Below are 21,388 nucleotides of genomic sequence, written 5' to 3'. Positions count from 1 at the left end.
CGGCGTTCAGACCGGTATAGGCTGTGTCGGTCTTGGCAGCGCCAAGGCCGAGGGCATCCTGAACCGTCGAAAGCGCCTTGTTGTCCGAACGCATGGTGGTGGCGATCGACCAGTAGGCGGCGTTGTCAGAAGCGCTGCCAACGCGCAGGCCGGACGAAATGCGGCCCTGGGTCGTTTCCATGTCGGAGGAGATCGAACGCAGGGTGGAAAGTGCCGCCATGGCGGAGGAATTTGTCAGAATGCTTGTCATTTACAGTGTCCCTTGAACAAAAAACAAATGGGGGGACATACCGGGTTCGATACAACTTACCGGTGATGAAGGTCGGCTTCATGCCACTCAGCTTTCAAATGTCCAAAAGCTCAATCCGTCATGACTGCATCATTGCGTGAAAAGGTTGCGATAGCGTTACACGTTCGTTTTTTTTTGACGAGCGTTAACCACGCGGATCGCCGTGACCATGCCGATGCGATTGCGCCGATCGTTTGGCGTTATTAAGCTGCAAGTTCATCAATTTGCTCGATATTTTCGAAAACGGCTGGCTACTGCCCGGTCTCGTCGGATGTTTGACGGCCGAAGTGGGCACATCGTGTAATGTCTGAGGACGGCGCTGCCGCCTTGCAGGTGCCGGGTCCTCCTGCAGACGCGCCGTTTCAGCCGTCTGTTTTCGGGCGCCGCACCATTGCCAGCGACGGGTTCGGCAACCATAGGCCGACTGTTCTTCGCGGGATTGCATCACGGTCTGTTGCGCATCGCAGCGATTGTCACCCCGTCTCACGCCAGCCATTCTGGAACCCGATCGCCAGCCGGCAATCGCTGGCATTCTGGTTATCACCGGTTTTGTCGCAACGCCGGGAAAGGCTGCAGCGGTCGCAAGCAAGACCGGAAAACCCGTTCGACTTTCGCGGTTCATCGGCTAAGGTCCGGCTTCTTGCAGACGGACACATTACATGACCCTTCGCCTTGGCACGTTCAATATTGAAAACCTGATGAGCCGTTTTGATTTTTCCGGTTTTCGCAACCAGTTGAGGCAGGATCGGGTAATCCGGTTGTTCGAGGTGAAGAGCGAGGCCGAGTATCAGAGGCTGGAGGAAGCTCGCACCATTGCCCATACCGACGATACGCGCCAGATGTCGGCTCTGGCGATTGCCGATTGCGATGCGGATATTCTTTGCCTGCAGGAGGCCGACAACATGGCGGCGCTGCAGGCCTTCGAATACGGCTATCTGTTCCGTATGGTCGGCAATGGCTATCGCCAGAAATTCCTCGTCGAGGGCAATGACAGCCGCGGCATCGACGTTGCCGTGCTGATGCGGCCGGAAACCCGGGACGGCAAGACGATCGAGTGCCTGAATGTCGTCTCCCATGCCGGACTGACCTATGAAGATCTCGATCTTTTCGACGACGCGCTGGCCGCCGGCAACAGGCCGCTCGACCGCATCTTCAAACGCGATTGTCTCGAACTCAACCTGCGCATCGGCGGTCGGCCGATCACCCTCTTCGTCGTGCATTTCAAATCCATGGGGCCGGCCCGTGACGGACTGGACGGGCGGGCCGCCACGATGCCGGTGCGCATGGCCGAAGCCCGCGCCGTCAGAAAGATCATCGAAAAGCGCTTTGCCGGCCAGATGGCCGATGCCATCTTCGCCATTTGCGGCGACATGAACGATTATCAGGAACGCATCGAGATAGGCGGCGACCGGCGCTCCGGCTACAGTTTCGTGTCGCAACGCGAGGCGACCAGCGCGCTCGACGTCTTCAGCCATGATGGCTTTGCCGAAAACGTCGTTCAGCGCCGTCCCGAACTGGATCGATGGACGCTGTTTCACAGCCGCGGGCCGCAGGAGCGGCACCTTTGCCAGCTTGATTATATCTGGCTGTCGCCCGCTTTGGCGCGCCACAATGCCAAGGCCGTGCCGGAGATCATTCGCGGCGGACAGCCGTTCCGCACGCTTTTCCCACCCGGGCAGGATGTCGAGCGTTTTCCCCGCACCGGCTGGGACCGGCCCAAGGCATCCGATCATTGCCCCGTCGTTGTTTCCCTGGAGCTTTAGACATGTCTGACCCGAAGATTGATCGCGCCCATTGGCCAGAGGAAAACGTGATTTTTGCTGTCACGTCCCTCGACCTCAAGGTCAGTCCCGAGCCGCATCCCTTCCATCTCGCCGAGAAGACCGCGGCGGCCGAAAACTGGCGCCTTGAAATTGCCGCCAATCCGGCGCTGTTCGACGGCAAGATGGTGCTGCAGCATCGCGTCGATATCCGCGATGGCGCGATCTCCAGCCAGGCGCACGTCGTGCCGTTTTCAACCTTTCTGTGGTGGCGAAAGACCCGGCCGCCCGGCTCGGCGCTGCATCTGTTCGGGCTGCCGGTCATCCTGTCTTCGGACGGCGCGGTCATTGCCATTCGCATGGGCCGGCACACGGCCAATCCGGGGCGTGTGTATTGCGCCGCCGGCTCGATCGATCCGGACGACGTCGTCGATGGACGTTGCGATATCAATGGCAACATGGCGCGGGAAGTGCGCGAGGAAACCGGACTTGATCTTGCGGATGCGTTTGCCAGCCCGGGTTTTCACGCATTGCATGGCGAGGACATGGTGACGCTGTTCCGAACCTATCGTTTCCAGGAGACTGCGGAAGGGCTGATTGCCCGGATCCGCGCCCATATCGAGACCGAGGCGCAATCGGAGATCGACGAAGCACTCGCGATCTTCAGCGCCGATCCCGATCTCCATCCCTATCCGCCGTTCATGCCGCGCATCCTTGCGAGGATTTTCGAGGGCGCCGCCACGCATTAAGGCTTGTCGCCCCGTCAGCGCCGGTGCAAGCTCGGGCATCGACATGGAAACGGGAGACTTATGTGGCGCGACGCTATGCGATCTATGATGTTTTCACCGAGCACGGGCTCGAGGGCAATCCGCTCGCGGTGGTGTTCGATGGCGACGGTCTTGATGATGCGCGCATGCAGGCGATCGCCGGCGAGTTCAATCTGTCCGAAACGGTCTTTGTCCGGACGCCGGAGCGGGCCGGTCATGCGGCGCGGCTGCGCATCTTCACGCCGGGACATGAATTGCCCTTTGCCGGCCATCCGACGGTCGGGACGGCCGTGGCGCTGGCCGAGCGCGCGCATGGCATCGACAGCGGCGATTTTGATCTCGTCCATGTGCTGGAGGAGAATGTCGGCCCGGTGCGCTGCGCGGTGCGTCTGCGCAAGGGGGAGGCGGGCTTTGCCGAATTCGACCTGCCGCGAAAATCAGAGAGGATTGCGGCGACGCTCGATCGTGCTGCCCTGGCCGACGCCTTCAGCCTCAGCCCGTCACAAATCGGCTTCGAGGACCACGTACCATCGCTCTGGAGCGCAGGGGTGCCGTTCGTCACGATCCCCGTGCATGACCTGGCTGCCGCCGCCGCCGTCACATTCGATCCAGCCCTGTGGGAAAAGCTCGCGCCGATGGGGCAGGGCCGCGCCGCTGCGGCCTATCTCTATTGTCGTGGCGGGGTGAACCACATGGCGCGGTTCCATACGCGCATGTTCGCGCCGGCTATGGGCATTGGAGAGGATCCGGCAACCGGCGCTGCGCTGGCCGCATTTTCCGGCACGATTCACCACTTCGACGCGCTTCTGGATGGTCACCATGCATTCCTGGTGGAGCAGGGCGTCGAGATGGGGCGCCCTTCGCTGTTGCACCTGCATCTGGATGTGACGGGCGGTGCGATCTCCGCAGCGCGCATCGGGGGACAGGCTGTCAGGATTGCCGCCGGAGAGCTTTATCTTTGAAAAACAGGCATTAAACGCAGCGTCCCCACTTTTTTTCCAAATCTCGAAAGAAAATTGCGTTCCGAACTAGACAAGCCCGGCGAAGGCCATTATACGCCCCATCAGACCGCAGCGATGCGGGCTTGGACGGGTGATTAGCTCAGTTGGTAGAGCAGCTGACTCTTAATCAGCGGGTCGTAGGTTCGAACCCTACATCACCCACCAAACCTTTTAGAAACAACGGATTAGCAGTCAAATCATGTGACGCTTCTCCGTTGTTTTAAAGCTCCCTGATCTTGAACAGAACTCTATTTTACAGCTTTTTCTGTGGCGCTTTTCGCCGCTTGCGCTGCGTGAAACGGCGTCTCTGCGTTCAACCGGTCTGTTTCTCGCCGGCGCCTTTTCCATCCGAGCTTCGCGCCCGTTCTTCAAATCTGTCGGCGCCTTTGGCAAGATCAGAGCCCTTGTTCGCCTCTGTCTTTCTTTCCCCTTCGGCTGCGCTCTTACGCAGCCCTCTGGCGGATTCCTTGCCTGTTTTGGTCGGTGCCTGTTCGATACCCATGCTTGTCTCCTCCTGTTGCATACCCAAAAAAACCGCTTGGCGGGTTCTTTGTTCCGGCACGACGGCTGCAAAAGCCGACGGGTGAGGCGAAGCGTCAAACAAACATCAAAAGGGGAAGTGCCAGCGCGAACAGGGCGAGCAAAAGGCCTGTCATCTGCCGACAGATGCGCAGGGTTCGCGTGCGGCGTCCGGTCCAATCGTAAGTCATCATCGCTCCATTCATCACTTCAGGGGAATTGGAGCGGCTCGCTGCACGGTCAAGGGGTGTGTGGCAAAAATGTGGCGACGTCGCCTCGTGTTGCCGGGCGCGAGGGGTGCGTTACAGAACGAAGATCGCGAGCAGCATCAGGATCGGAACGACGATGCCGCTCAGCCAGACGAAACGTTCGCGGCGGATCAGCTTGCGGAATTCCCTGTTCGTGCCGTTCTTGCCGGCGGATGACAGGATCATGGCGGTCTCCTTTGATTTATCAATGAGGAAACGACTGTGTGAATCGATTGTTCCCGAAGGACTTTTATCGGACGAAATTGAGTGGTCCGGAACATTCGGGCGTGTCGTCGGTTGATGATCAAATCACGCAACACATAGAGGACAATCCGATGAATATTCCGGCCCCAACCGGCGTCCCCGGTGACATGACTCGTAGCCTGGAATGCGAGCACCACTTCAGTGCTCCGATCCGCATCTTGATCGACCAAGCTGTTTCGGCCGGCTGGACAGCAATGGAAGTGTTTACCGCGATCGAGGAGGTCGTGAAGGACCAGCGACAAGCGCAGATGCTGGATCCGGATCCGGCCGAGGCGTCGGAAGAGATCGCATCTGTGGAGACGTGAGCGGGCTCCGCCGGTTCACAGATTTCTGCGCGCGCATGCGTGCTCTGTCCGTGCGCGGATCGCGAAGCAGGCGGGTTCAGCCGATATGATTGTCGGTTTCCACGCGGCGCAGCCAGCCGGACAGGAAATCAAAAGCGCCGGGCGCACGATCATCGACCGTTTTCTGCTCATTGCTCCAGCCGATCGACTGGCGTCGTGCAGAGAGATCGAAGGCCTTTTCAGCCTCGGAAAGCAGATCGTCCTGATCTTCTGTCAAATGGTATATCTGTCCCATTTCCACTCCTTCCATCGCAATTCTATCACGGAAACGGCGATATTGCGAAAAAGTTCCGGCGAAATTTCGACGTCAATGGATGTTTTGGCACCGCTTTCACTGGCCCTCAACACCCTTGTCAAATCCTCGGCCAGATGGTGTGTCAGTCGCAATCGCGGGGATCAAACAATCTTGGCCGGCTCTGGGTTTTCGTCGGGGTTCGGCAGCGGTGTTTCATCCGGCAGAATATCAGGGTCCGGTTCGCGGATCGGCGGCGCAGGCTCGTCGAGAGGCGGCGTCTGGGGGATATTGCCCGGCTCCGGAAAGGGGATTGAACCCGGTTCTGGGCCCGGTTCTGGATTGACTGGGATGGACATGGTTTTCTCCTTTTGATCACAGGACAAACCCGGTGCAACGCGTGTTTGTTCCGGATTATCCTGTCAGGAGGATGCGGGAAGGGGCTCCGACAAGAGCGCGCCCAGCCGCTGCATGTCTTTGTCCACGGTCGCCAGATCGACCCGGGCGATCCCGAAAAGCAGGCCGGGGCTCGGTCTTCCCAGGTAGAACTGCGACAGCGGCTGCATCGCCAGTCCGTTCGCGCCAAGCGTTTCGACAAGCGCGTGGTCATCGACGCCGGCGTCGCAAAACCATGTCGCCAGATGCAGGCCGTCGTTTTCAGTCCCGAGCCCGAGCCTGTCGGCACAATGGCGGGACAGGGCGTCTACGGTTGCTGCCATGCGTGCTCCATAAATCGCAGTCATGCGGCGGACATGGGCGCGCAGACGCCCCTCGCGCATGAAATCCGCCAGTGCCGCCTGCAGGTGGATCGAGACCATGGCGCCCTTGAGGTAAAGCGCAGCCGCGATCTCCGACACCAGCCAAGGCGGCACGATCATGTAGGCGACGCGGAGGCCGGGGGCGAGCATCTTGGAAAACGTGCCGAGATAGGCAACGACGCCGGCGCGGTCTATGCCCTGCAGGGCGGCGATCGGTCGGGCGCCATAGTGGAATTCGCTGTCATAATCATCCTCCACCACGACGGCATTGGCTTCGCGGGCAAGCTCCAAAAGGGCCAGTCGCCGTTTCAGGCTCATCGTCACCCCGGTCGGGTACTGGTGTGAGGGCGTCGTGTAGATCAGGCGCGGCCTTCCGCTGCGGGCACGGGCGACGTCGATGCCCTGCCCATCGCAGGGGACGGGTTCGAGGCGGGCGCCGGCCGCAAGGAACAGCGCATGTGCGGCCTTGTAGCCAGGTTCCTCCATCCAGACGACATCGTCGCGTTGCGGCTTGATCAGCACCCGTGCCAGGAGATCAATGGCTGCCCCCGTCGATGGCACGATCATCACCTGTTCCGGACGGGCGGACACGCCGCGCGTTGCCGAAATATGGTCTAGGATCGCCGACTGCAGCTCCGGCAGGCCTTCTGCGGAGGCATAACCGAGATCGTGGATGCGCAGGGACCGGGCGCGTGATGCAAGGCAGCGGGCCCAGGCCGCATGGGGGAAATGCGAAAGATCCGGCACACCCGGTCGGAAAAGATCCTTGCCGCCGCAGATGTCGCGATCGTCTCCTTTGGCTTGCGCCTGCGACGCGCCGGAGGCCAAGGCAAGCGGCCGGATCGCGACGGTGCGTGTGGCTGCGCCGCCGCTGGTGCGCAGGAAACCTTCGGCCTTCAGGCGTTCATAGGCCCTGACGACCGTCGAGCGGGCGACGCCCAGCGTGGCAGCCAGCGCCCGTGTCGAGGTCAGCCGCTGCTCGGCCATCTGGCCGTTGAGAATGCGTTCGCGCAGGCTGCGATAGATCTGACCTTCCAGATTCCCGGCGGTGCGGTCGAGCGTCAGCCATGTCGGCTTGTCCAAGCGGTGGATCCTTCCACTGGTCTTATGATTATTCGTGAACCGGATGTTTACAGCAGACCTCTTTTGTCTGCAATTTGCCGATCATTGGCGGTTTCATGCGGCTCGGTCGTCTGCGACACCGCAGAGGAGAGACAGGATGTTTCGATGAACCTTACAGACTGGAAGGGCGTTTCGCGCCCGGAGCGGGCGCCGCTCAACGGACGTTACGTGCGGCTCGAGCCGCTCGATCCTGCGCGCCATTCCGCGGATTTGTTTGCGTCGGCACAGGCCGGCGGCGCGGAGGATCGCTTCCGCTATCTGTTCGAGGACGTGCCAGCCGATCAGGCCCAGTTCGACGTCTGGCTGGAAAAGGCGGCGGCAGGCGCCGATCCCTTGTTTTTTGCGGTGATCGACAGGAGCACCGGTCGCGCCGAGGGGCGCCAGGCGCTGATGCGGATCGACACCGCGCATGGCGTGATCGAGATCGGCAACATTCTCTGGGGACCGGCGATTGCCCGCAGCCGCATGGCAACGGAGGCACTCTATCTGTTTGCCTGCACGGCGTTCGACATGGGCTACCGCCGGTTCGAGTGGAAGTGCAACGACGACAATGAGCCCTCGAAGCGCGCTGCAGCCCGCTTCGGCTTTACCTTCGAAGGTATTTTCCGACAGCACATGGTCGTCAAGGGCCGCAACCGCGACACCGCCTGGTTTTCAATCACCGACACAGAATGGCCGCGACTGAAAGCCGGGTTCGAGACATGGCTGCAACCTGACAATTTCGATGCCGATGGCCGGCAGGTGAACAGGCTGGCCTTTTGAAGGGAAGATCCGTGACCGCAGAGATCACCGACATCCGTCCGCTCGAACCTCAAGACCATGCCGCCTGGCTGCCGCTCTGGCGCGGTTACCAGGCCTTCTACAAGGTCGACATTCCCGCCTCCGTTTCGCAGGTCACCTGGCAACGGCTGAACGACCCGGCGGAACCCATGGGCGGTGCGCTGGCCTGGCAGGGCCAGAGGGCGGTCGGTCTCGTGCACCACATTCGCCACCGTTCGTGCTGGACGGTGGGAGATTATTGCTACCTGCAGGATCTGTTTGTCGACGAAACGCTGCGGGGCTCCGGCGTCGGCCGCAGGCTGATTGGCCATGTCTATGATATCGCCGCGCAGAACGGCTGTGATCGCGTCCACTGGCTGACCCATGAGACGAACACCGAGGCGATGCTGCTCTACGACCGGATTGCCGATCGCTCGGGTTTCCTGCAATACCGGCATCGTCTCTAGCAGCGGCTTGGCAGAAAGAACGGGGAGGGGAGGTGCAACCCTCGCTCTCCCCGATATCGCTCAATCCATATCGCTGTCGAAGGCGGCCAGTGGCCGGTCAGCACTGTTGCTGACGATCTCGCGCTTGCCGACGTGATTGGCGGAGCCGACGAGGCCTTCTTTTTCCATCCGCTCGACCAGTGAGGCCGCGCGGTTGTAACCGATGCCAAGCCGTCGCTGGATGTAGGAGGTCGAGCATTTCTTGTCGCGCAACACCACCTTGACGGCCTTGTCGTAGAGGTCGTTGCTGTCTTCGGCGGCCATGTCGCCCTTGTCGAAAACAGCGCCCTTGTCCTGCTTGTCGTCGGCGTCGTCCGGCTCTTCGTCCGTCGCGGTGACGGTGTCCAGATATTCGGGGCGACCCTGGGTGCGCAGATGCGCCACGACATTCTCGACCTCTTCGTCGGAAACGAACGGGCCGTGGACGCGCACGATGCGGCCGCCACCGGCCATGTGCAGCATGTCGCCCTGTCCGAGCAGCTGTTCGGCGCCCTGTTCGCCAAGGATGGTGCGGCTGTCGATCTTCGACGTCACCTGGAAAGAGATGCGCGTCGGGAAATTGGCCTTGATCGTGCCGGTGATGACGTCCACCGAAGGACGCTGCGTTGCCATGATCAGGTGGATGCCGGCGGCACGCGCCATCTGGGCGAGCCGCTGGATCGCGCCTTCGATCTCCTTGCCGGCGACCATCATCAGGTCGGCCATTTCGTCGACGATGACGACGATATAGGGCATGCGGGTCAGGTCGAGGTCCTGCTCCTGGTGGATGGCCTCGCCGGTGCCCTTCTCGAAGCCGGTCTGGACGAGCGTCGTAAAGGTCTCGCCCTTTTCGCGGGCGGCAGCGGCGCGGGCATTGTAGCCGTCGATGTTGCGCACGCCGAGCTTCGACATCTTGCGATAGCGGTCCTCCATCTCCTTCACTGCCCATTTCAGGGCCATGACGGCCTTCTTCGGATCGGTGACGACGGGGGTGAGCAGATGCGGGATGCCGTCATAGATCGACAGTTCCAGCATTTTCGGGTCCACCATGATCAGCCGGCACTCTTCCGGCGTCAGCCGGTAGAGCAGGGAGAGGATCATGGTGTTGATGGCAACGGACTTGCCGGAACCGGTGGTGCCGGCGACCAGGAGATGCGGCATCTTTGCGAGCTCGGCAATCACCGGCTCGCCACCGATCGTCTTGCCGAGGCACAGCGGCAGCTTGAAAGCCGTCCGGTTGAAATCCGGCGAATCGATCAGCTCGCGGAAATAGACGGTTTCGCGATGGGCATTCGGCAAATCTATGCCGATGACGTTGCGGCCGGGAACCACGGCAACACGCGCCGAAACGGCCGACATCGAGCGGGCGATGTCGTCGGCGAGGCCAATGACGCGGGAAGATTTGACGCCGGGGGCCGGCTCGAATTCATAGAGCGTGACAACAGGGCCCGGGCGCACATGAATGATTTCACCGCGAACCCCGAAATCCTCGAGCACGCTTTCGAGGTGTCCGGCATTCTGCTCGAGCTGTTCCTGCGTCAGCACGAAACCGCTGGACTGCGGCGCTTCCTGCAGCAGATCGCGGGGCGGGAACGCATAGCTATCACCGCTGACCATCGAGAGTGTCGATTGCGGGATCTGGAAGGGCTTTGAGATGGCAACGCCTGAGGAGGTCGTCTGCCTGACAACAGACGGTTCAGGCACGGCCGGCGTGACCACAACGTTTGCCGGACGGACTGTCGGGTGTGGCGCGGGGGCAAACGACGCGGGCGGTATGGCTGCGACCGGCGTCGCTGCGATGATTGCCGCCGGCGCTGGCTGCGCGGGGGATTTGCGAACCTCCACAACACGGAACTTTGCTGCAATCGAACCGCTGTCGACGGCTGGCATGGGGGCTGCAACGACCGGTGTGACCACGGCCGGTTCCGGAAAGTCGAAGTTCGCCGATTCGAAGAAGGCGAAATCCGAGAGATAGGGCTGATGTTTTTCCGCAACGATAGGGAGTGATGGCGTTGCCGGTACGATGAGAGGCTCGATGAGCCGGTTTTCCGGCGCGATCGCCACGGGGGGCGCTGCCTTGAGACGCTCTGCTGTGTCCGGAGCGGGCTCATGCGCTTGCGTTTTCCAGCGCATCATCCGCCGTTCGCTCATGGCCTCGCGCAGCCGCTCGATTTCAACAGCAACCGGGGAGGGCTGGGCCAGTTCGACACCCTGCGCCGCCAGCGTCGTCACCTGTGCAGGAAGCGCTGCTGCTGTTTCGGCGACGGTGACAACAGGCAGGGCGACAACTGGCATGGCGACAACGGGGACGGCCGCGACGGGGACTGCAGCGGGAATGTCGCGCTGCGGCTCGCGGTCGGGTGTGCGGGTGAACCGCACGTTTGGCGCCATCAGGAAATGGCTGTTCAGGCTGCCATCGACGAGATGGGTCGGATCACTGGCGCGCAGGATCGGCGACCGGAACCGCGAGGTTTCACCACCCGTCCCGGCGTCAGCAGGCGGCGTCCAGACCGGTGCATAGGGTACCTCGCCCGGCCATGGATGATCCTGCGCCGCGACCGTATTCGGGTCGCGTTCGTCTGCGGATATCGTCGTGTCGGAGGTCGCGGGATGAAAGTTCGTTCTGGGAATACGCATGGAACCTGCAAGCGAAAATCATGACTGATAAGATGACTGATTGAATAGGAAATGAAGGTTAATATTCCCTTCCATCCATCCCCGTCGCCAAACCCTGCTGCGGCACGGTCGCGGCGAAAAAGCGTCGATAAAACAGCCTCTTGCGCAGGATTTTTCGGTGCAAGTTTGAATCAAAATTTAATTCGCTTGCGCTTGCGGAAGGTCTGGCGCAGCAAAAATCGGCGATGCTGCGGCCGACGGGGATGCTGCATCGTTTTCGGCATCTGCCACGTCAAAAGGGACGCCGTGCGGGCGCCCCTTTTCCACTCGGTTACCTATTATTTGTGTGAGCGGTTCAGGCCATGGAGGCCGGGTCGCCGATCGGTAGCAAAGCAGGATTGAGAACCGGATCGTTCGGGTTCTTGCTGTCGCCGCTGTCGATGATCGGCGGCGTCGCGGGCTTTTCCTGCGTCCGGTCGGGGAGGCCAGGTGTGGTCTGCGGACCGCGTGGTGATTCTGTCGTCGGTTCGGGGATGGTTGTTGGCATGATCGTTTCTCCTTCTGACGTGAAAACGATTCTGTCGCTGGTTGGTTCCCGAAAGGAATGCGCAGGACCGGCCCGCCTGGAGTGAATAGGGAGCAGTGGCAAGGTCCGGGTGGATCGGGCCGGGTGGACAGGGGGTGTTGCCTTCCGCTAAGGAATGCGGCTGTTGTACGCGGAGAGCGGATCATGAACCAGTTTCACGTCGGCCAGAAGGTCGTCTGCATCGATGACAAGTTCAAGAATGTGTCGATCGACCAGGGCATCCGTAAGGGGCAGATCTACACGATCCGCTGGATCGGTGCCTACAAGCACTATATCGACGGCGAGTTCATCGGCATCAAGCTCGAGGAAATCCATCGCGGCAATGACGACGGTCCGGAAGGCTACGGCGCCGCCGACATGCCCTATCGGGCGACCCGGTTCCGGCCCTTGTTGCGCGACAAGCTGTCTGCGCTGCGCAATCTACTGGCCCCGACACCCAAGGGTGAAAAACCTTATATGCCGGAGGCACCCGAGGAACCGCAGCGCAAGGCGCCGGTGAAGAAGCCCGAAAAGGTCTGAGCGCTACGCTACCGCGCTTGGCTTGCCGCTGCCGGGCTGTTGCCGTCAGTGGCCCCCCTGCTGGCCTCGACGGCTTGAAGGATCGCCGGCACGATCAGCGCCGCCCCTGCATTCGAGGGGTGGTTGCTGTCGATATAATAGATCCTGTCATAGCCCTGATTGTTGACGCATCGCTGCTTGACGACTGTGTCGCAGAAGAATGCCGCAGGTTTGACGCGGTAGAGGTTGGGATGTTCCAGGGCATCGAATGCGGCTGTCACGGTCGCGTTGCGCTGTCGATAGAGGTCGGCGCTTGTCGAGAAGATCGGGTCCGTCGCACCTGCCATCGCCGCCTTGGCGACGACGTCGGGCACGTTCCAGCCCGCTTCCGGGATCGGATAGACCAGGACCACCTTCGTGCCGGTGTCGAGATAGGCCGCTATATCGCGCAGGTAGCGATCAAGCACGCGGGCCTTGCGGGCCTCATCGAAGCGATCTGCAGCCTCGCTCTCGTTTTCGAGAAGGTCGGCATAGATCGGCGTCAGCTCCTCGACGCCGCCCTCGCCATTGTCGAAGCCGCCGCCATCGATATAGAGCGACCAGCGGTCGAGCATGATCACGGTGTCGACGCCACTGGTGCGGATATAGTCCTCGATACCGGTGAAAAACGAATTGCAGCGGTTGCGATATTTTCTGTCGGACACGTAAAACCCGGAAAACCCGACGCAGGCGGAATGGCTCATCGCATAGAGATCGAGATTGGCGCGGTCGAACTGGCGCAAGGCCTCGCCGGCGATTGCACCGGCGTGGGAATCGCCGATCAGTATGGTCTTGCTCCCGGTGGAATGGGCCGTCAGACAGGCCCGGACCGGGTGCTGGATGTTGCGTTCCCCCTTGTCGAACAGGCAGGTATCCATGGCCGGGTCGTGGGCCTGTTTTTCGGCAAGGGCCTTGCGCGCCTCTTGCGGAAGCCGGAATTCCAGGCCGTCGTCACGGGTGGCCGCAAGGCCGATGCCGATAAAGAGAGCGGCACCGATTGCCGTTGCCGCCAGCACCCGTGGCGCGGATGAGAGCGCCGTCATCCGGCCGGTTCGGAACGGCGTTTCGACGAAGCGCCAGGAGAAATAGGCAAGGACAAGCGAAGCGGCCGCAAGCGTCAGAAAGACGGCGGTCGTGGGTTCCGTCAGGCTGCGGATCCGGGCAAAGGCAAAGAGCGGCTGGTGCCAGAGATAGGTGCTGTAACTGATCAGCCCGATGCCGACCATCGCGCGCGTCGACAACAGGCGTGCGACCAGCGTGCCCTGCGCACCGAACAGGATGATCAGGACCGCGCCGATGACCGGCGGCAGTGCATAAAACGAGGGGAAGGGCGTCAGTTCATCATAGGCGAAGATCGAAAAGACGATCAGCGCCAGGCCGGCAAGGGACAGGATATCGTTGGGTTTCTGCGTTCGGCCCGACAGCGCGAAAGCGGCCAGCGAGCCTGCCAGAAGCTCCCAGGCCCGCGTCGTCGGCAGATAGAAGTTGGCAGAGGCGAAGTGGATCGATCCGTATTGCGCCAGGAGAAGGCTCAGGAGGGCAACGACCGCGATGATGGCAACAAGGGCGGTGCGGCCAAAGCGCCAGCAGAGCATGATCACCAGCGGAAAGATGACGTAGTACTGCTCCTCGACGGCGAGGCTCCAGGTGTGCAGCAGCGGCTGCTCCTCGGCGGCGGCAGCGAAATAGCCGGTCTCCTGCCAGAACAGGAAATTGGAGACGAACAGGCAGACGGCGATGATGCTGCGGCCGAAGTTCTCCATCTGCATCGGCAGCATCCACGCCCAGGCAAAGGGCAGGCAGCAGAGGATCACGAAGAACAGAACCGGCATGATGCGCCGTGCGCGCCGCTCGTAGAATTTCAGGATCGAGAACCGGCCTTTTTCCTGGTCGCCGATGATGATCGAGGTGATCAGGTAGCCGCTGATGACAAAGAAGATGTCGACCCCGACAAAGCCGCCGGAGAAGGCTTCTATTTCCGCATGGAACAGGATGACCGGGATGACCGCAAGCGCACGCAGCCCGTCGATTTCGCGTCTGTAAAGCATTCAACGGTCCATGATGGTCAAATCGGAAAAGCGTGGGTGCAGATCGCCCAGGGGCTAGCGCCATGGAATCGGCCCCGGCTGCAGGGAGCAACCGGGGCCGGACAAGGAAACCAGTTTCAGGCGTCAGGTCAACCGGAGGATTTTCAGCTCCGGAACAATTTCCACCGGGTCGGGCGGAAAGCGATGCGCGACCGGTCCGTAGCGGTCTTTTCCGGCGGAAGCTCGATCTCGACCTTGCCCTGCGTCGCGCCGATGTCGAGTTCGACATGGCGGGTGCCGGCGACCCGGCGACTGGCCGTGACGATCCCGGCAATGCATCCGCCGCAGTCCTCGAGCAGTTCGATATCATGCGGGCGGAAATAGAGTTGTGCCGGCCCGTCCGGCTCGCCTGCAGCGCTGACGCCGATCGAGCGGTCCTCGATCCACAGCTGGCCGCTTTCGACGCGGACGGACAGAATGTTTGACTGGCCGATAAAGCCGAAGACGAAGGGCGAAACCGGCGTGTCGTAGATTTCGTCGGGCGTGCCGACCTGCTCGATCTTGCCCTTGCTCATCACCACCACACGATCGGCAAGTTCGAGCGCTTCCTCCTGGTCGTGGGTAACGAAGATCGTCGTGTGACCGGTCCGGTCGTGAATTTCGCGCAACCAGCGCCGCAGTTCCTTGCGGACCTGTGCGTCCAGTGCACCGAACGGCTCATCAAGCAGAAGCACGTTCGGCTCCACCGCCATGGCGCGGGCGAGTGCCACACGCTGGCGCTGGCCGCCGGACAATTGGGCCGGATAGCGCTTTTCAAGGCCGGACAGCTGGACGAGATCGATCAGTTCCATTGCCCGCCGCTTGATATCGGTGGATGTCGGCCGGCGTGAAGCGGGGCGGATCTTCAGGCCGAAGGAAATATTGTCGAGCACCGTCATATGCCGGAACAGGGCGTAATGCTGGAACACAAAGCCGATATTGCGCTGCTGCACCGTCTTTCGCGAGGCATCCTCGTCGCCGAAATAGATCGTTCCATCGGTTGGCGTTTCCAGCCCTGCGACCAGCCGCAGCAGTGTCGTCTTGCCGGAGCCGGAAGGGCCCAGCAGGGCAATCAGCTCGCCCGAGCGAATGTCGAGCGACACGTCGTCAAGCGCCGGAAAGCGGCCGAATTCCTTGTGGATGTTTTGTACGCGGACTTCCATGGATATCAGGACCTTTCAATGCCGGCGGCTGGCGGCGATCTGTTCGCTGAACTTCATTTCAAGCAGCGATTTCAGAACGAGAGTGACGAGAGCCAGCAAGGCGAGAAGCGTTGCGACCGCGAAGGCGGCAACGAAATTGTATTCATTGTAGAGGATTTCCACCTGCAGCGGCATGGTGTTGGTCAGGCCGCGGATGTGGCCCGAGACAACCGAGACAGCGCCAAATTCCCCCATGGCTCGGGCGTTGCAGAGCAGCACGCCATAGAGCAGGCCCCATTTGATGTTCGGCAGCGTCACATACCAGAATGTCTGCCAGCCGCTTGCGCCAAGCGACAGTGCTGCTTCCTCGTCGCTCGTGCCCTGTTCCTGCATCAGCGGGATCAGCTCCCGGGCAACGAAGGGGAAGGTCACGAACACGGTTGCGAGCACGATGCCGGGTACCGCAAACAGGATCTGGATGCCATGGCTTTGCAGCCAGGGGCCAAGCAGGCTGTGCGAGCCGAACAGCAGGATGAAGACCAGGCCTGAAATCACCGGCGAAACCGAAAACGGCAGGTCGATCAGTGTCGTCAGGAAGGCCTTGCCCTTGAATTCGAACTTGGCGATCGCCCAGGCGGCAGCCACGCCAAACACCAGGTTGAGCGGCACGGCGATGACCGCGACAAGCAGAGTCAGGCGGATGGCCGCAAAGGTTTCGGGATCCCCGAGCACTGTCAGGAACTCGCCGGCCCCGTTGCGCATGGCCTCGGTGAAGACAGCGGCGAGCGGCATCAGCACGAACAGGCCGACGAAACAGAGGGCGAGGCCGATCAGCACATAGCGCGCCATCCGGCTTTCGGAGGTTGCGGACGCGACCATTTCGGAATTGCCGTGGTGGCCGATCGGGTCGGAACTATCATGTGCCATAACCATACCTCCGTCTGCTCCAGGCCTGGATCATGTTGATGACGAGCAGCATGGCGAATGAGATGACCAGCATGACAGCGGCAATTGCCGTTGCTGCCGGATAGTTGAATTCTTCCAGCCGGATGACGATCAGCAGCGGCGCGATCTCCGAAACATAAGGGAGATTGCCGGCGATGAAGATGACAGAGCCATATTCACCGACGCCGCGCGCGAAGGCCAGCGCAAAGCCGGTGAGAACGGCCGGTGTCAGACCGGGCAGGAGCACGCGGCTGATCGTCTGGAACCGATTGGCACCGAGCGTGGCTGCGGCCTCCTCGACCTCTTTGTCGATCTCCTCCATGATCGGCTGCACGGTGCGCACGACAAAGGGCAGGCCGACAAAGACGAGCGCGATGACGATGCCGATCGGCGTGAAGGCGATCTTGATGCCGAGCGGCGTCAGAAGCGAGCCGATCCAGCCATTCGGCGCATACAGTGTCGTCAAGGCGATGCCGGCAACGGCAGTCGGCAGCGCGAAGGGCAGATCCACCATGGCATCGATGATGCGCTTGCCGGGAAAGCGATACCGGACGAGCACCCAGGCCAGGATCACACCAAAGACGACGTTCACCAAGGCGGCGGCAAAGGCGGTGCCGAAGCTGATGCGCAGCGCATTGAGGGTGCGCTGATCGGTTGCCATCGCCCAGAACGTCTCCCAGCCAAGCGCACTGGAGCGCCAGAGGAGACCCGAGAGCGGGATGAGAATAATCAGAATGAGCCATGACAAGGTGACGCCGAGTGCCAATCCGAAACCCGGAATGACGCTCGGCTGTCGAAATTGCCACCGCTTGCGTGTGCTTGCGGTCATGTAAACTTATTGCCCCGGCTTGTAGATCTGATCGAAGAGGCCACCGTCCCCGAAGAATTTCGGCTGAGCTTCCTTCCATCCACCGAATTCGTCAATGGTGGAAAGTTTGACGTCGGCGAAGCGGGCAATGTCCTTGGGGTCTGCGACCTCCGTCTTGAACGGCCGGTAGTAGTGCTTGGCGGCGATCTTCTGGCCAACATCCGAATAGAGATATTGCAGGTAGGCTTCCGCCACCTGGCGGGTGCCCTTGGTATCGACATTGCCGTCGACCAAAGCGACCGGCGGTTCTGCCTTGATGGAGACGGATGGCGTGACGATCTCGAACCTGTCGGGACCGAGTTCTTCCAGCGACAGATAGGCTTCGTTTTCCCAGGCGAGCAGAACATCGCCGAGACCGCGCTGGACGAAGGTCGTCGTTGCACCTCTTGCGCCGGTATCGAGAACCGGAACGTTCTTGAAAAGCCTGGCAACGTATTCCTGCGCCTTCGCGTCATCGCCGCCATTGGCCTGCCGTGCCCAGGCCCAGGCCGCGAGGAAATTCCAGCGGGCACCACCGGACGTCTTCGGGTTGGGTGTAATGACCTGGATATCATCCTTGACGAGATCACCCCAGTCCTTGACGCCCTTCGGATTGCCCTTGCGGACGAGAAACACGATGGTCGACGTATAGGGCGCGCTGTTGTTGTCCAACCTGCCTTTCCAGTCGGCCGGGATCTTGCCGGTGTCCCTGGCGATGGCATCGATGTCGGCTTCGAGCGCCAGCGTCACGACGTCGGCAGCGAGCCCGTCGATGACCGAGCGCGCCTGTTTGCCGGAGCCGCCATGCGATGTCTGGATCGTCACGGTCTCTCCCGTGTCGGTCTTCCACTTTTCCGCAAAGGCAGCGTTGAAGTCCTTGTAGAGTTCCCGGGTCGGGTCATAGGACACATTGAGGATTGTCGTGTCGGCAAATGCGAAACCAAGCCCACCCACCTGACTGCTGCTTGCCAGCAGCGCCACCGTGATCAGTCGCGTCAGTCGTTTCGAGCGCATGCCTACCTCCATTGTTAGTAGGCATAGTCTAGTCATATTATCGATTATTATAACGCAGAACTTTTCCCGCGAACGACGCGCAGGAGCAAAGTCGTGCCTTTGTAATCGCTGATATGGAAAACTTTACCCGATCCCGGGGCTTTGACGTTTGGCCCCAATGGCGGTGCGACGGTCACGGATCGGGGAAAAACGCGTTCTGGCTGCGCCTGCTTACAATCTTCAAGGATCGATCGGGCTGGATGACATATATTTCATAGACCTGCTGGCCCATGTCGCCCGTGAACAGATGGGTGAAACTGCTACCGATCGGCGATTTCGTCAATTTCGTCCTCGGCTGCCCGTTATAAGTGATGCTTCCGGGGATCGGCTGGAGTTCCGTCGTCGTGCATGCGGTGAGCAAGGCGGCAAGTGCTGCTGCTGCCAGGGCGATTTTCATGGTGTGCTCCAATCTCAAACATGCTGCGCATATCAACAACAAGTAGGGCAGGTGCTGCACTTGTCCATCGGCCCGGTTTCTTGCGCAAGCGTGGGCTGTTTTTCCGCACGTCCGCCACCTTGCCTGAGGCTTGCGCGGCCGGACCTGGCAGGCTTGCGAACCACGGCGAATCAGACAGAATGAATTGGGGAGGTTTCACGGGGACTTAGATGTCATGAAACTCTTTGCCTATGCTTCTCTCCTTGTTCTCCTCATCTCCCATGTCGATTCGGTCGACGCAAAAAGCGCGCGCGACGATCTGATGGAAAAGATTGCCGACGTCGTGGCTTTCGCCCGTGTCTGTCCGGCGCTCGAAATGGACACCGTGTCCATCACCACCATCAGCATTGGGCAGAGCATTGGAAAATCCAATCGCGACTATGATGTGATCGACGCCATGGCCAATGCGCGCGAAGGGGCGATGCGCCGCGGCGGCGATTTCTGGAACGCCTGCGAAACAGGGCGTCGCCAATATGGCCCCGGTGGAGTTGCGCTTCCGGGCATGCTGCGCGAACGCTGACGCTTCGACGACTTTTTCGCAACGGCGGAACTTTGGCTGTCGGCAACGCTTTAAATCGCCGAAGGTGATGCTATACCAGCGGCTCCGATCTCATTGCAGGCATTCCGATGACCGTCGATCAATCTCTTGCGTTTGCGGTCATCGGCCTGATGATGGCGTTTTTCATCTGGGGCCGGTTTCGCTACGACATTATTGGCTGCTGCGCACTGATGTTGGCGGTCGCTGTTGGCATCGTACCCTATGACAAGGCGTTTACCGGCTTCAGCGACGATATCGTCATCATCGTCGCAAGTGCCCTGATCGTTAGCGCCGGCGTCGCGCGCTCTGGTCTCGTCGATGCGGCAATCGAGCGCTACCTTCCGCGGCTTGGCTCCGTGCGCGGCCAATTGTTGATTCTCGTCGTGCTCGTCACAGTCCTGTCGGCCTTTATCAAGAATATCGGCGCGTTGGCCATCATGATGCCAGTCGCCTTCCAGTTTGCGCGGCGCTCCAATATCCAGCCGTCGCGCTTCCTGATGCCGATGGCCTTCGGTGCGCTGCTGGGTGGACTGATGACTCAGATCGGCACCTCTCCGAATATTGTCGTGTCGAGGGTACGTCAGGAGTTGACGGGCGAAAGCTTCACCATGTTCGACTTCACCCCTGTTGGTGCCACGCTGGCACTGGTCGGAACGATCTTTCTCATGTTTGCCTACAAGCTGGTGCCGGAGCGGGTCAGCCAGCAGTTTTCGATCGAAGAAGCCATCGAGATCAGCAATTATGCTTCGGAAGCTGCCATTCCGGCAGGCTCACCCTTCGTCGGCAAGTCGCTGAGTGCCATGCTGAAGGCGAGCGACGGCGAAGCCATCGCCACCTCCGTCATTCGCAAGGCGCAGCACAAGACACCGCTGCCGGATGTTATCCTCGAAGCCGACGATATCGTGCTTCTGGAGGGAAGCCCGCTGGCTCTGGACCGCGTCGTTTCGCAGGCCAAGCTGAAGCTGTCCGGCGACCGCTCTCCGTCCGGCACGAAGCCCGGGGTTGAAGTCGAGGCCGTCGAAGCGGTCATCGGCAGCGACAGTCCACTGGCCGGTATGTCGGCGACCCGGCTTGCGTTGTTCAATGCCCACAACATCAATCTTCTGGCCGTCAGCCGCCAGGGGCAGCGGATCAAGGAGCGTCTCGGCTCACTGAAACTGCAGGTTGGCGACATTCTGGTGCTGCAGGGTGCACGCACGGAACTGCCGGGCTTCCTGCAGGAGTTCGGCTGCCTGCCGCTGGCGCAGCGGGAAATCCTGCTCGGCACGATCCGGCGCGCCTATCTGCCGCTTCTGGTGCTGTTTGCCGCCATGGGCAGCACGGCCGTCGGCATCCTGCCGGTGCCGATCGCTTTCTTCGCTGCGGCCTTGGCCATGGTGGTGTTGCGGGTCATTCCGCTTAGAGACGTCTACCGCTCCGTCGATGGGCCGATCCTGGTGATGCTCGCAGCACTGATCCCCGTCAGCGATTCGCTGCGCACCACCGGCGGTACGGACGTGATCGCGCAATGGCTGGGCGGGGTGGCAACACAGCTTCCGCCGATGGGCGCGCTGGCTCTGATCCTTCTGGCGGCAATGGCGGTGACGCCCTTTCTCAACAACGCCGCAACCGTACTCGTCATGGCGCCGATCGCGGCCAGTTTTGCAACGGCGCTCGGCTACAGGCCCGAAGCCTTCCTGATGGCCGTCGCCATCGGTGCCGGGTGCGACTTCCTGACGCCGATCGGCCACCAGTGCAACACGCTGGTTATGGGCCCCGGCGGCTACCGGTTCAGCGACTATCCAAGGCTGGGGCTGCCGCTGTCTCTGGTCATCGTGCTCGTCAGCGTTCCGGCCCTGGCCTATGTGTGGCCTCTCTAGACACGCCTCCGGTACCTGCGGAAAAGCGACAAACGCTGCCCGTGCCTGTTGGTGACAGTCCGTATCCTTGCCCTGATGTCGCCTGCGGCCAGAACGCTTGCCCATCGATAAAAACGCCTATCAGACCATATTGACCGATGTAATGTTATTATATAACAAGTCCGCAGATCAACAGTTCGCGCCAGATTTCCCGGGAAGACGGCGCGCGCAAGGTT

At 61.0% G+C, this 21,388-nt stretch carries 23 protein-coding genes and 1 tRNA gene; 10 read left to right on the top strand and 14 right to left on the bottom strand.

Going from position 1 to position 21,388, the window contains the following annotated elements:
• Positions 1 to 250, bottom strand: a 250-nt coding sequence (locus AX760_RS09300) for a flagellin N-terminal helical domain-containing protein (RefSeq protein WP_483428567.1), incomplete at its 3' end; no start/stop codon positions are given.
• 698 nt (positions 251 to 948) lie between these two features.
• Between AX760_RS09300 and AX760_RS09295 the strand changes: the two genes are divergently transcribed.
• From AX760_RS09295 to AX760_RS09280, 4 genes are all read left to right on the top strand, one after another.
• Positions 949 to 2,052, top strand: coding sequence for an endonuclease/exonuclease/phosphatase family protein (locus AX760_RS09295; RefSeq protein WP_071832602.1), 1,104 nt, complete (start codon positions 949 to 951; stop codon positions 2,050 to 2,052).
• Positions 2,053 to 2,054: 2 nt separating this feature from the next.
• Positions 2,055 to 2,798: a DNA mismatch repair protein MutT gene (locus tag AX760_RS09290; RefSeq protein WP_071832601.1), complete on the top strand. Its 744-nt coding sequence runs from the start codon at positions 2,055 to 2,057 to the stop codon at positions 2,796 to 2,798.
• A 62-nt stretch (positions 2,799 to 2,860) separates the two neighbouring features.
• Entirely contained in the window at positions 2,861 to 3,778 is a 918-nt protein-coding gene (locus AX760_RS09285; protein WP_071832600.1) for a PhzF family phenazine biosynthesis protein, read from the top strand.
• A gap of 128 nt (positions 3,779 to 3,906) precedes the next feature.
• A tRNA-Lys gene (locus tag AX760_RS09280) sits at positions 3,907 to 3,982 on the top strand.
• Positions 3,983 to 4,130: 148 nt separating this feature from the next.
• On the opposite strand, the gene AX760_RS09275 is transcribed toward AX760_RS09280, so the two are convergent.
• Both AX760_RS09275 and AX760_RS27965 read right to left on the bottom strand, forming a co-directional pair.
• Positions 4,131 to 4,319: a hypothetical protein gene (locus AX760_RS09275; protein WP_071832599.1), complete on the bottom strand. Its 189-nt coding sequence runs from the start codon at positions 4,317 to 4,319 to the stop codon at positions 4,131 to 4,133.
• A gap of 319 nt (positions 4,320 to 4,638) precedes the next feature.
• Positions 4,639 to 4,770 (bottom strand): hypothetical protein, encoded by a 132-nt coding sequence (locus tag AX760_RS27965; RefSeq protein WP_280950766.1) that lies wholly within the window; start codon positions 4,768 to 4,770, stop codon positions 4,639 to 4,641.
• A 38-nt stretch (positions 4,771 to 4,808) separates the two neighbouring features.
• Between AX760_RS27965 and AX760_RS09270 the strand changes: the two genes are divergently transcribed.
• A complete protein-coding gene (locus AX760_RS09270; RefSeq protein WP_139276169.1) occupies positions 4,809 to 5,153 on the top strand; it encodes a hypothetical protein in 345 nt (114 codons plus the stop codon).
• A 76-nt stretch (positions 5,154 to 5,229) separates the two neighbouring features.
• Here the strand turns inward: AX760_RS09270 and AX760_RS09265 are convergent, their stop codons facing one another.
• The 3 genes from AX760_RS09265 to pdxR all read right to left on the bottom strand — a co-directional run bounded on the left by AX760_RS09265 (position 5,230) and on the right by pdxR (position 7,265).
• Positions 5,230 to 5,427: a hypothetical protein gene (locus AX760_RS09265; RefSeq protein WP_071832597.1), complete on the bottom strand. Its 198-nt coding sequence runs from the start codon at positions 5,425 to 5,427 to the stop codon at positions 5,230 to 5,232.
• 161 nt (positions 5,428 to 5,588) lie between these two features.
• Positions 5,589 to 5,783: a hypothetical protein gene (locus AX760_RS09260; RefSeq protein ID WP_071832596.1), complete on the bottom strand. Its 195-nt coding sequence runs from the start codon at positions 5,781 to 5,783 to the stop codon at positions 5,589 to 5,591.
• 63 nt (positions 5,784 to 5,846) lie between these two features.
• Entirely contained in the window at positions 5,847 to 7,265 is a 1,419-nt protein-coding gene (gene pdxR / locus AX760_RS09255) for a MocR-like pyridoxine biosynthesis transcription factor PdxR (RefSeq protein WP_071832595.1), read from the bottom strand.
• 144 nt (positions 7,266 to 7,409) lie between these two features.
• On the opposite strand from pdxR, the gene AX760_RS09250 reads away from it, so the two are divergent.
• Together AX760_RS09250 and AX760_RS09245 are read left to right on the top strand one after the other, a co-directional pair.
• A complete protein-coding gene (locus AX760_RS09250; protein ID WP_071832594.1) occupies positions 7,410 to 8,066 on the top strand; it encodes a GNAT family N-acetyltransferase in 657 nt (218 codons plus the stop codon).
• Positions 8,067 to 8,077: 11 nt separating this feature from the next.
• Complete coding sequence (locus AX760_RS09245; RefSeq protein ID WP_071832593.1) at positions 8,078 to 8,530, top strand: GNAT family N-acetyltransferase; 453 nt, start codon at positions 8,078 to 8,080, stop codon at positions 8,528 to 8,530.
• Between the two features lie 60 nt (positions 8,531 to 8,590).
• Here the strand turns inward: AX760_RS09245 and AX760_RS09240 are convergent, their stop codons facing one another.
• Both AX760_RS09240 and AX760_RS09235 read right to left on the bottom strand, forming a co-directional pair.
• On the bottom strand, positions 8,591 to 11,185 hold the full coding sequence (locus AX760_RS09240) for a DNA translocase FtsK (RefSeq protein WP_071832592.1): 2,595 nt from the start codon (positions 11,183 to 11,185) through the stop codon (positions 8,591 to 8,593).
• 334 nt (positions 11,186 to 11,519) lie between these two features.
• Positions 11,520 to 11,711, bottom strand: a complete 192-nt coding sequence (locus tag AX760_RS09235) for a hypothetical protein (protein ID WP_071832591.1) — start codon at positions 11,709 to 11,711, stop codon at positions 11,520 to 11,522.
• A 180-nt stretch (positions 11,712 to 11,891) separates the two neighbouring features.
• On the opposite strand from AX760_RS09235, the gene AX760_RS09230 reads away from it, so the two are divergent.
• Positions 11,892 to 12,269, top strand: coding sequence for a CAP-Gly domain protein (locus tag AX760_RS09230; protein ID WP_087149203.1), 378 nt, complete (start codon positions 11,892 to 11,894; stop codon positions 12,267 to 12,269).
• A gap of 8 nt (positions 12,270 to 12,277) precedes the next feature.
• On the opposite strand, the gene AX760_RS09225 is transcribed toward AX760_RS09230, so the two are convergent.
• The 6 genes from AX760_RS09225 to AX760_RS09200 form a co-directional block, all read right to left on the bottom strand.
• Positions 12,278 to 14,335, bottom strand: coding sequence for an acyltransferase family protein (locus AX760_RS09225; RefSeq protein ID WP_071832589.1), 2,058 nt, complete (start codon positions 14,333 to 14,335; stop codon positions 12,278 to 12,280).
• A 143-nt stretch (positions 14,336 to 14,478) separates the two neighbouring features.
• Positions 14,479 to 15,516 (bottom strand): sulfate/molybdate ABC transporter ATP-binding protein, encoded by a 1,038-nt coding sequence (locus AX760_RS09220; RefSeq protein WP_071832588.1) that lies wholly within the window; start codon positions 15,514 to 15,516, stop codon positions 14,479 to 14,481.
• Positions 15,517 to 15,531: 15 nt separating this feature from the next.
• Entirely contained in the window at positions 15,532 to 16,422 is an 891-nt protein-coding gene (gene cysW / locus AX760_RS09215) for a sulfate ABC transporter permease subunit CysW (protein WP_071832587.1), read from the bottom strand.
• Positions 16,412 to 17,269 carry a sulfate ABC transporter permease subunit CysT gene (gene cysT, locus AX760_RS09210; protein ID WP_071832586.1) on the bottom strand — a complete coding sequence of 286 codons (858 nt, stop codon included), beginning with the start codon at positions 17,267 to 17,269 and terminating at the stop codon, positions 16,412 to 16,414. The genes cysW and cysT overlap by 11 nt, the downstream gene beginning before the upstream one ends.
• Before the next feature lie 6 nt (positions 17,270 to 17,275).
• Positions 17,276 to 18,301 (bottom strand): sulfate ABC transporter substrate-binding protein, encoded by a 1,026-nt coding sequence (locus AX760_RS09205; RefSeq protein ID WP_071832585.1) that lies wholly within the window; start codon positions 18,299 to 18,301, stop codon positions 17,276 to 17,278.
• Positions 18,302 to 18,473: 172 nt separating this feature from the next.
• Positions 18,474 to 18,737 (bottom strand): hypothetical protein, encoded by a 264-nt coding sequence (locus AX760_RS09200; RefSeq protein WP_071832584.1) that lies wholly within the window; start codon positions 18,735 to 18,737, stop codon positions 18,474 to 18,476.
• 214 nt (positions 18,738 to 18,951) lie between these two features.
• Here AX760_RS09200 and AX760_RS09195 point away from each other — a divergent pair, with 214 nt between their 5' ends.
• Entirely contained in the window at positions 18,952 to 19,296 is a 345-nt protein-coding gene (locus AX760_RS09195; protein ID WP_071832583.1) for a hypothetical protein, read from the top strand.
• A 107-nt stretch (positions 19,297 to 19,403) separates the two neighbouring features.
• A complete protein-coding gene (locus tag AX760_RS09190) occupies positions 19,404 to 21,173 on the top strand; it encodes an SLC13 family permease (protein WP_071832582.1) in 1,770 nt (589 codons plus the stop codon).
• Positions 21,174 to 21,388: the final 215 nt, after the last annotated feature.

It is taken from the genome of Pararhizobium antarcticum, assembly GCF_001885585.1.
GTDB lineage: Bacteria > Pseudomonadota > Alphaproteobacteria > Rhizobiales > Rhizobiaceae > Pararhizobium > Pararhizobium antarcticum.
This window is presented reverse-complemented; position numbering and strand designations above follow the sequence as displayed.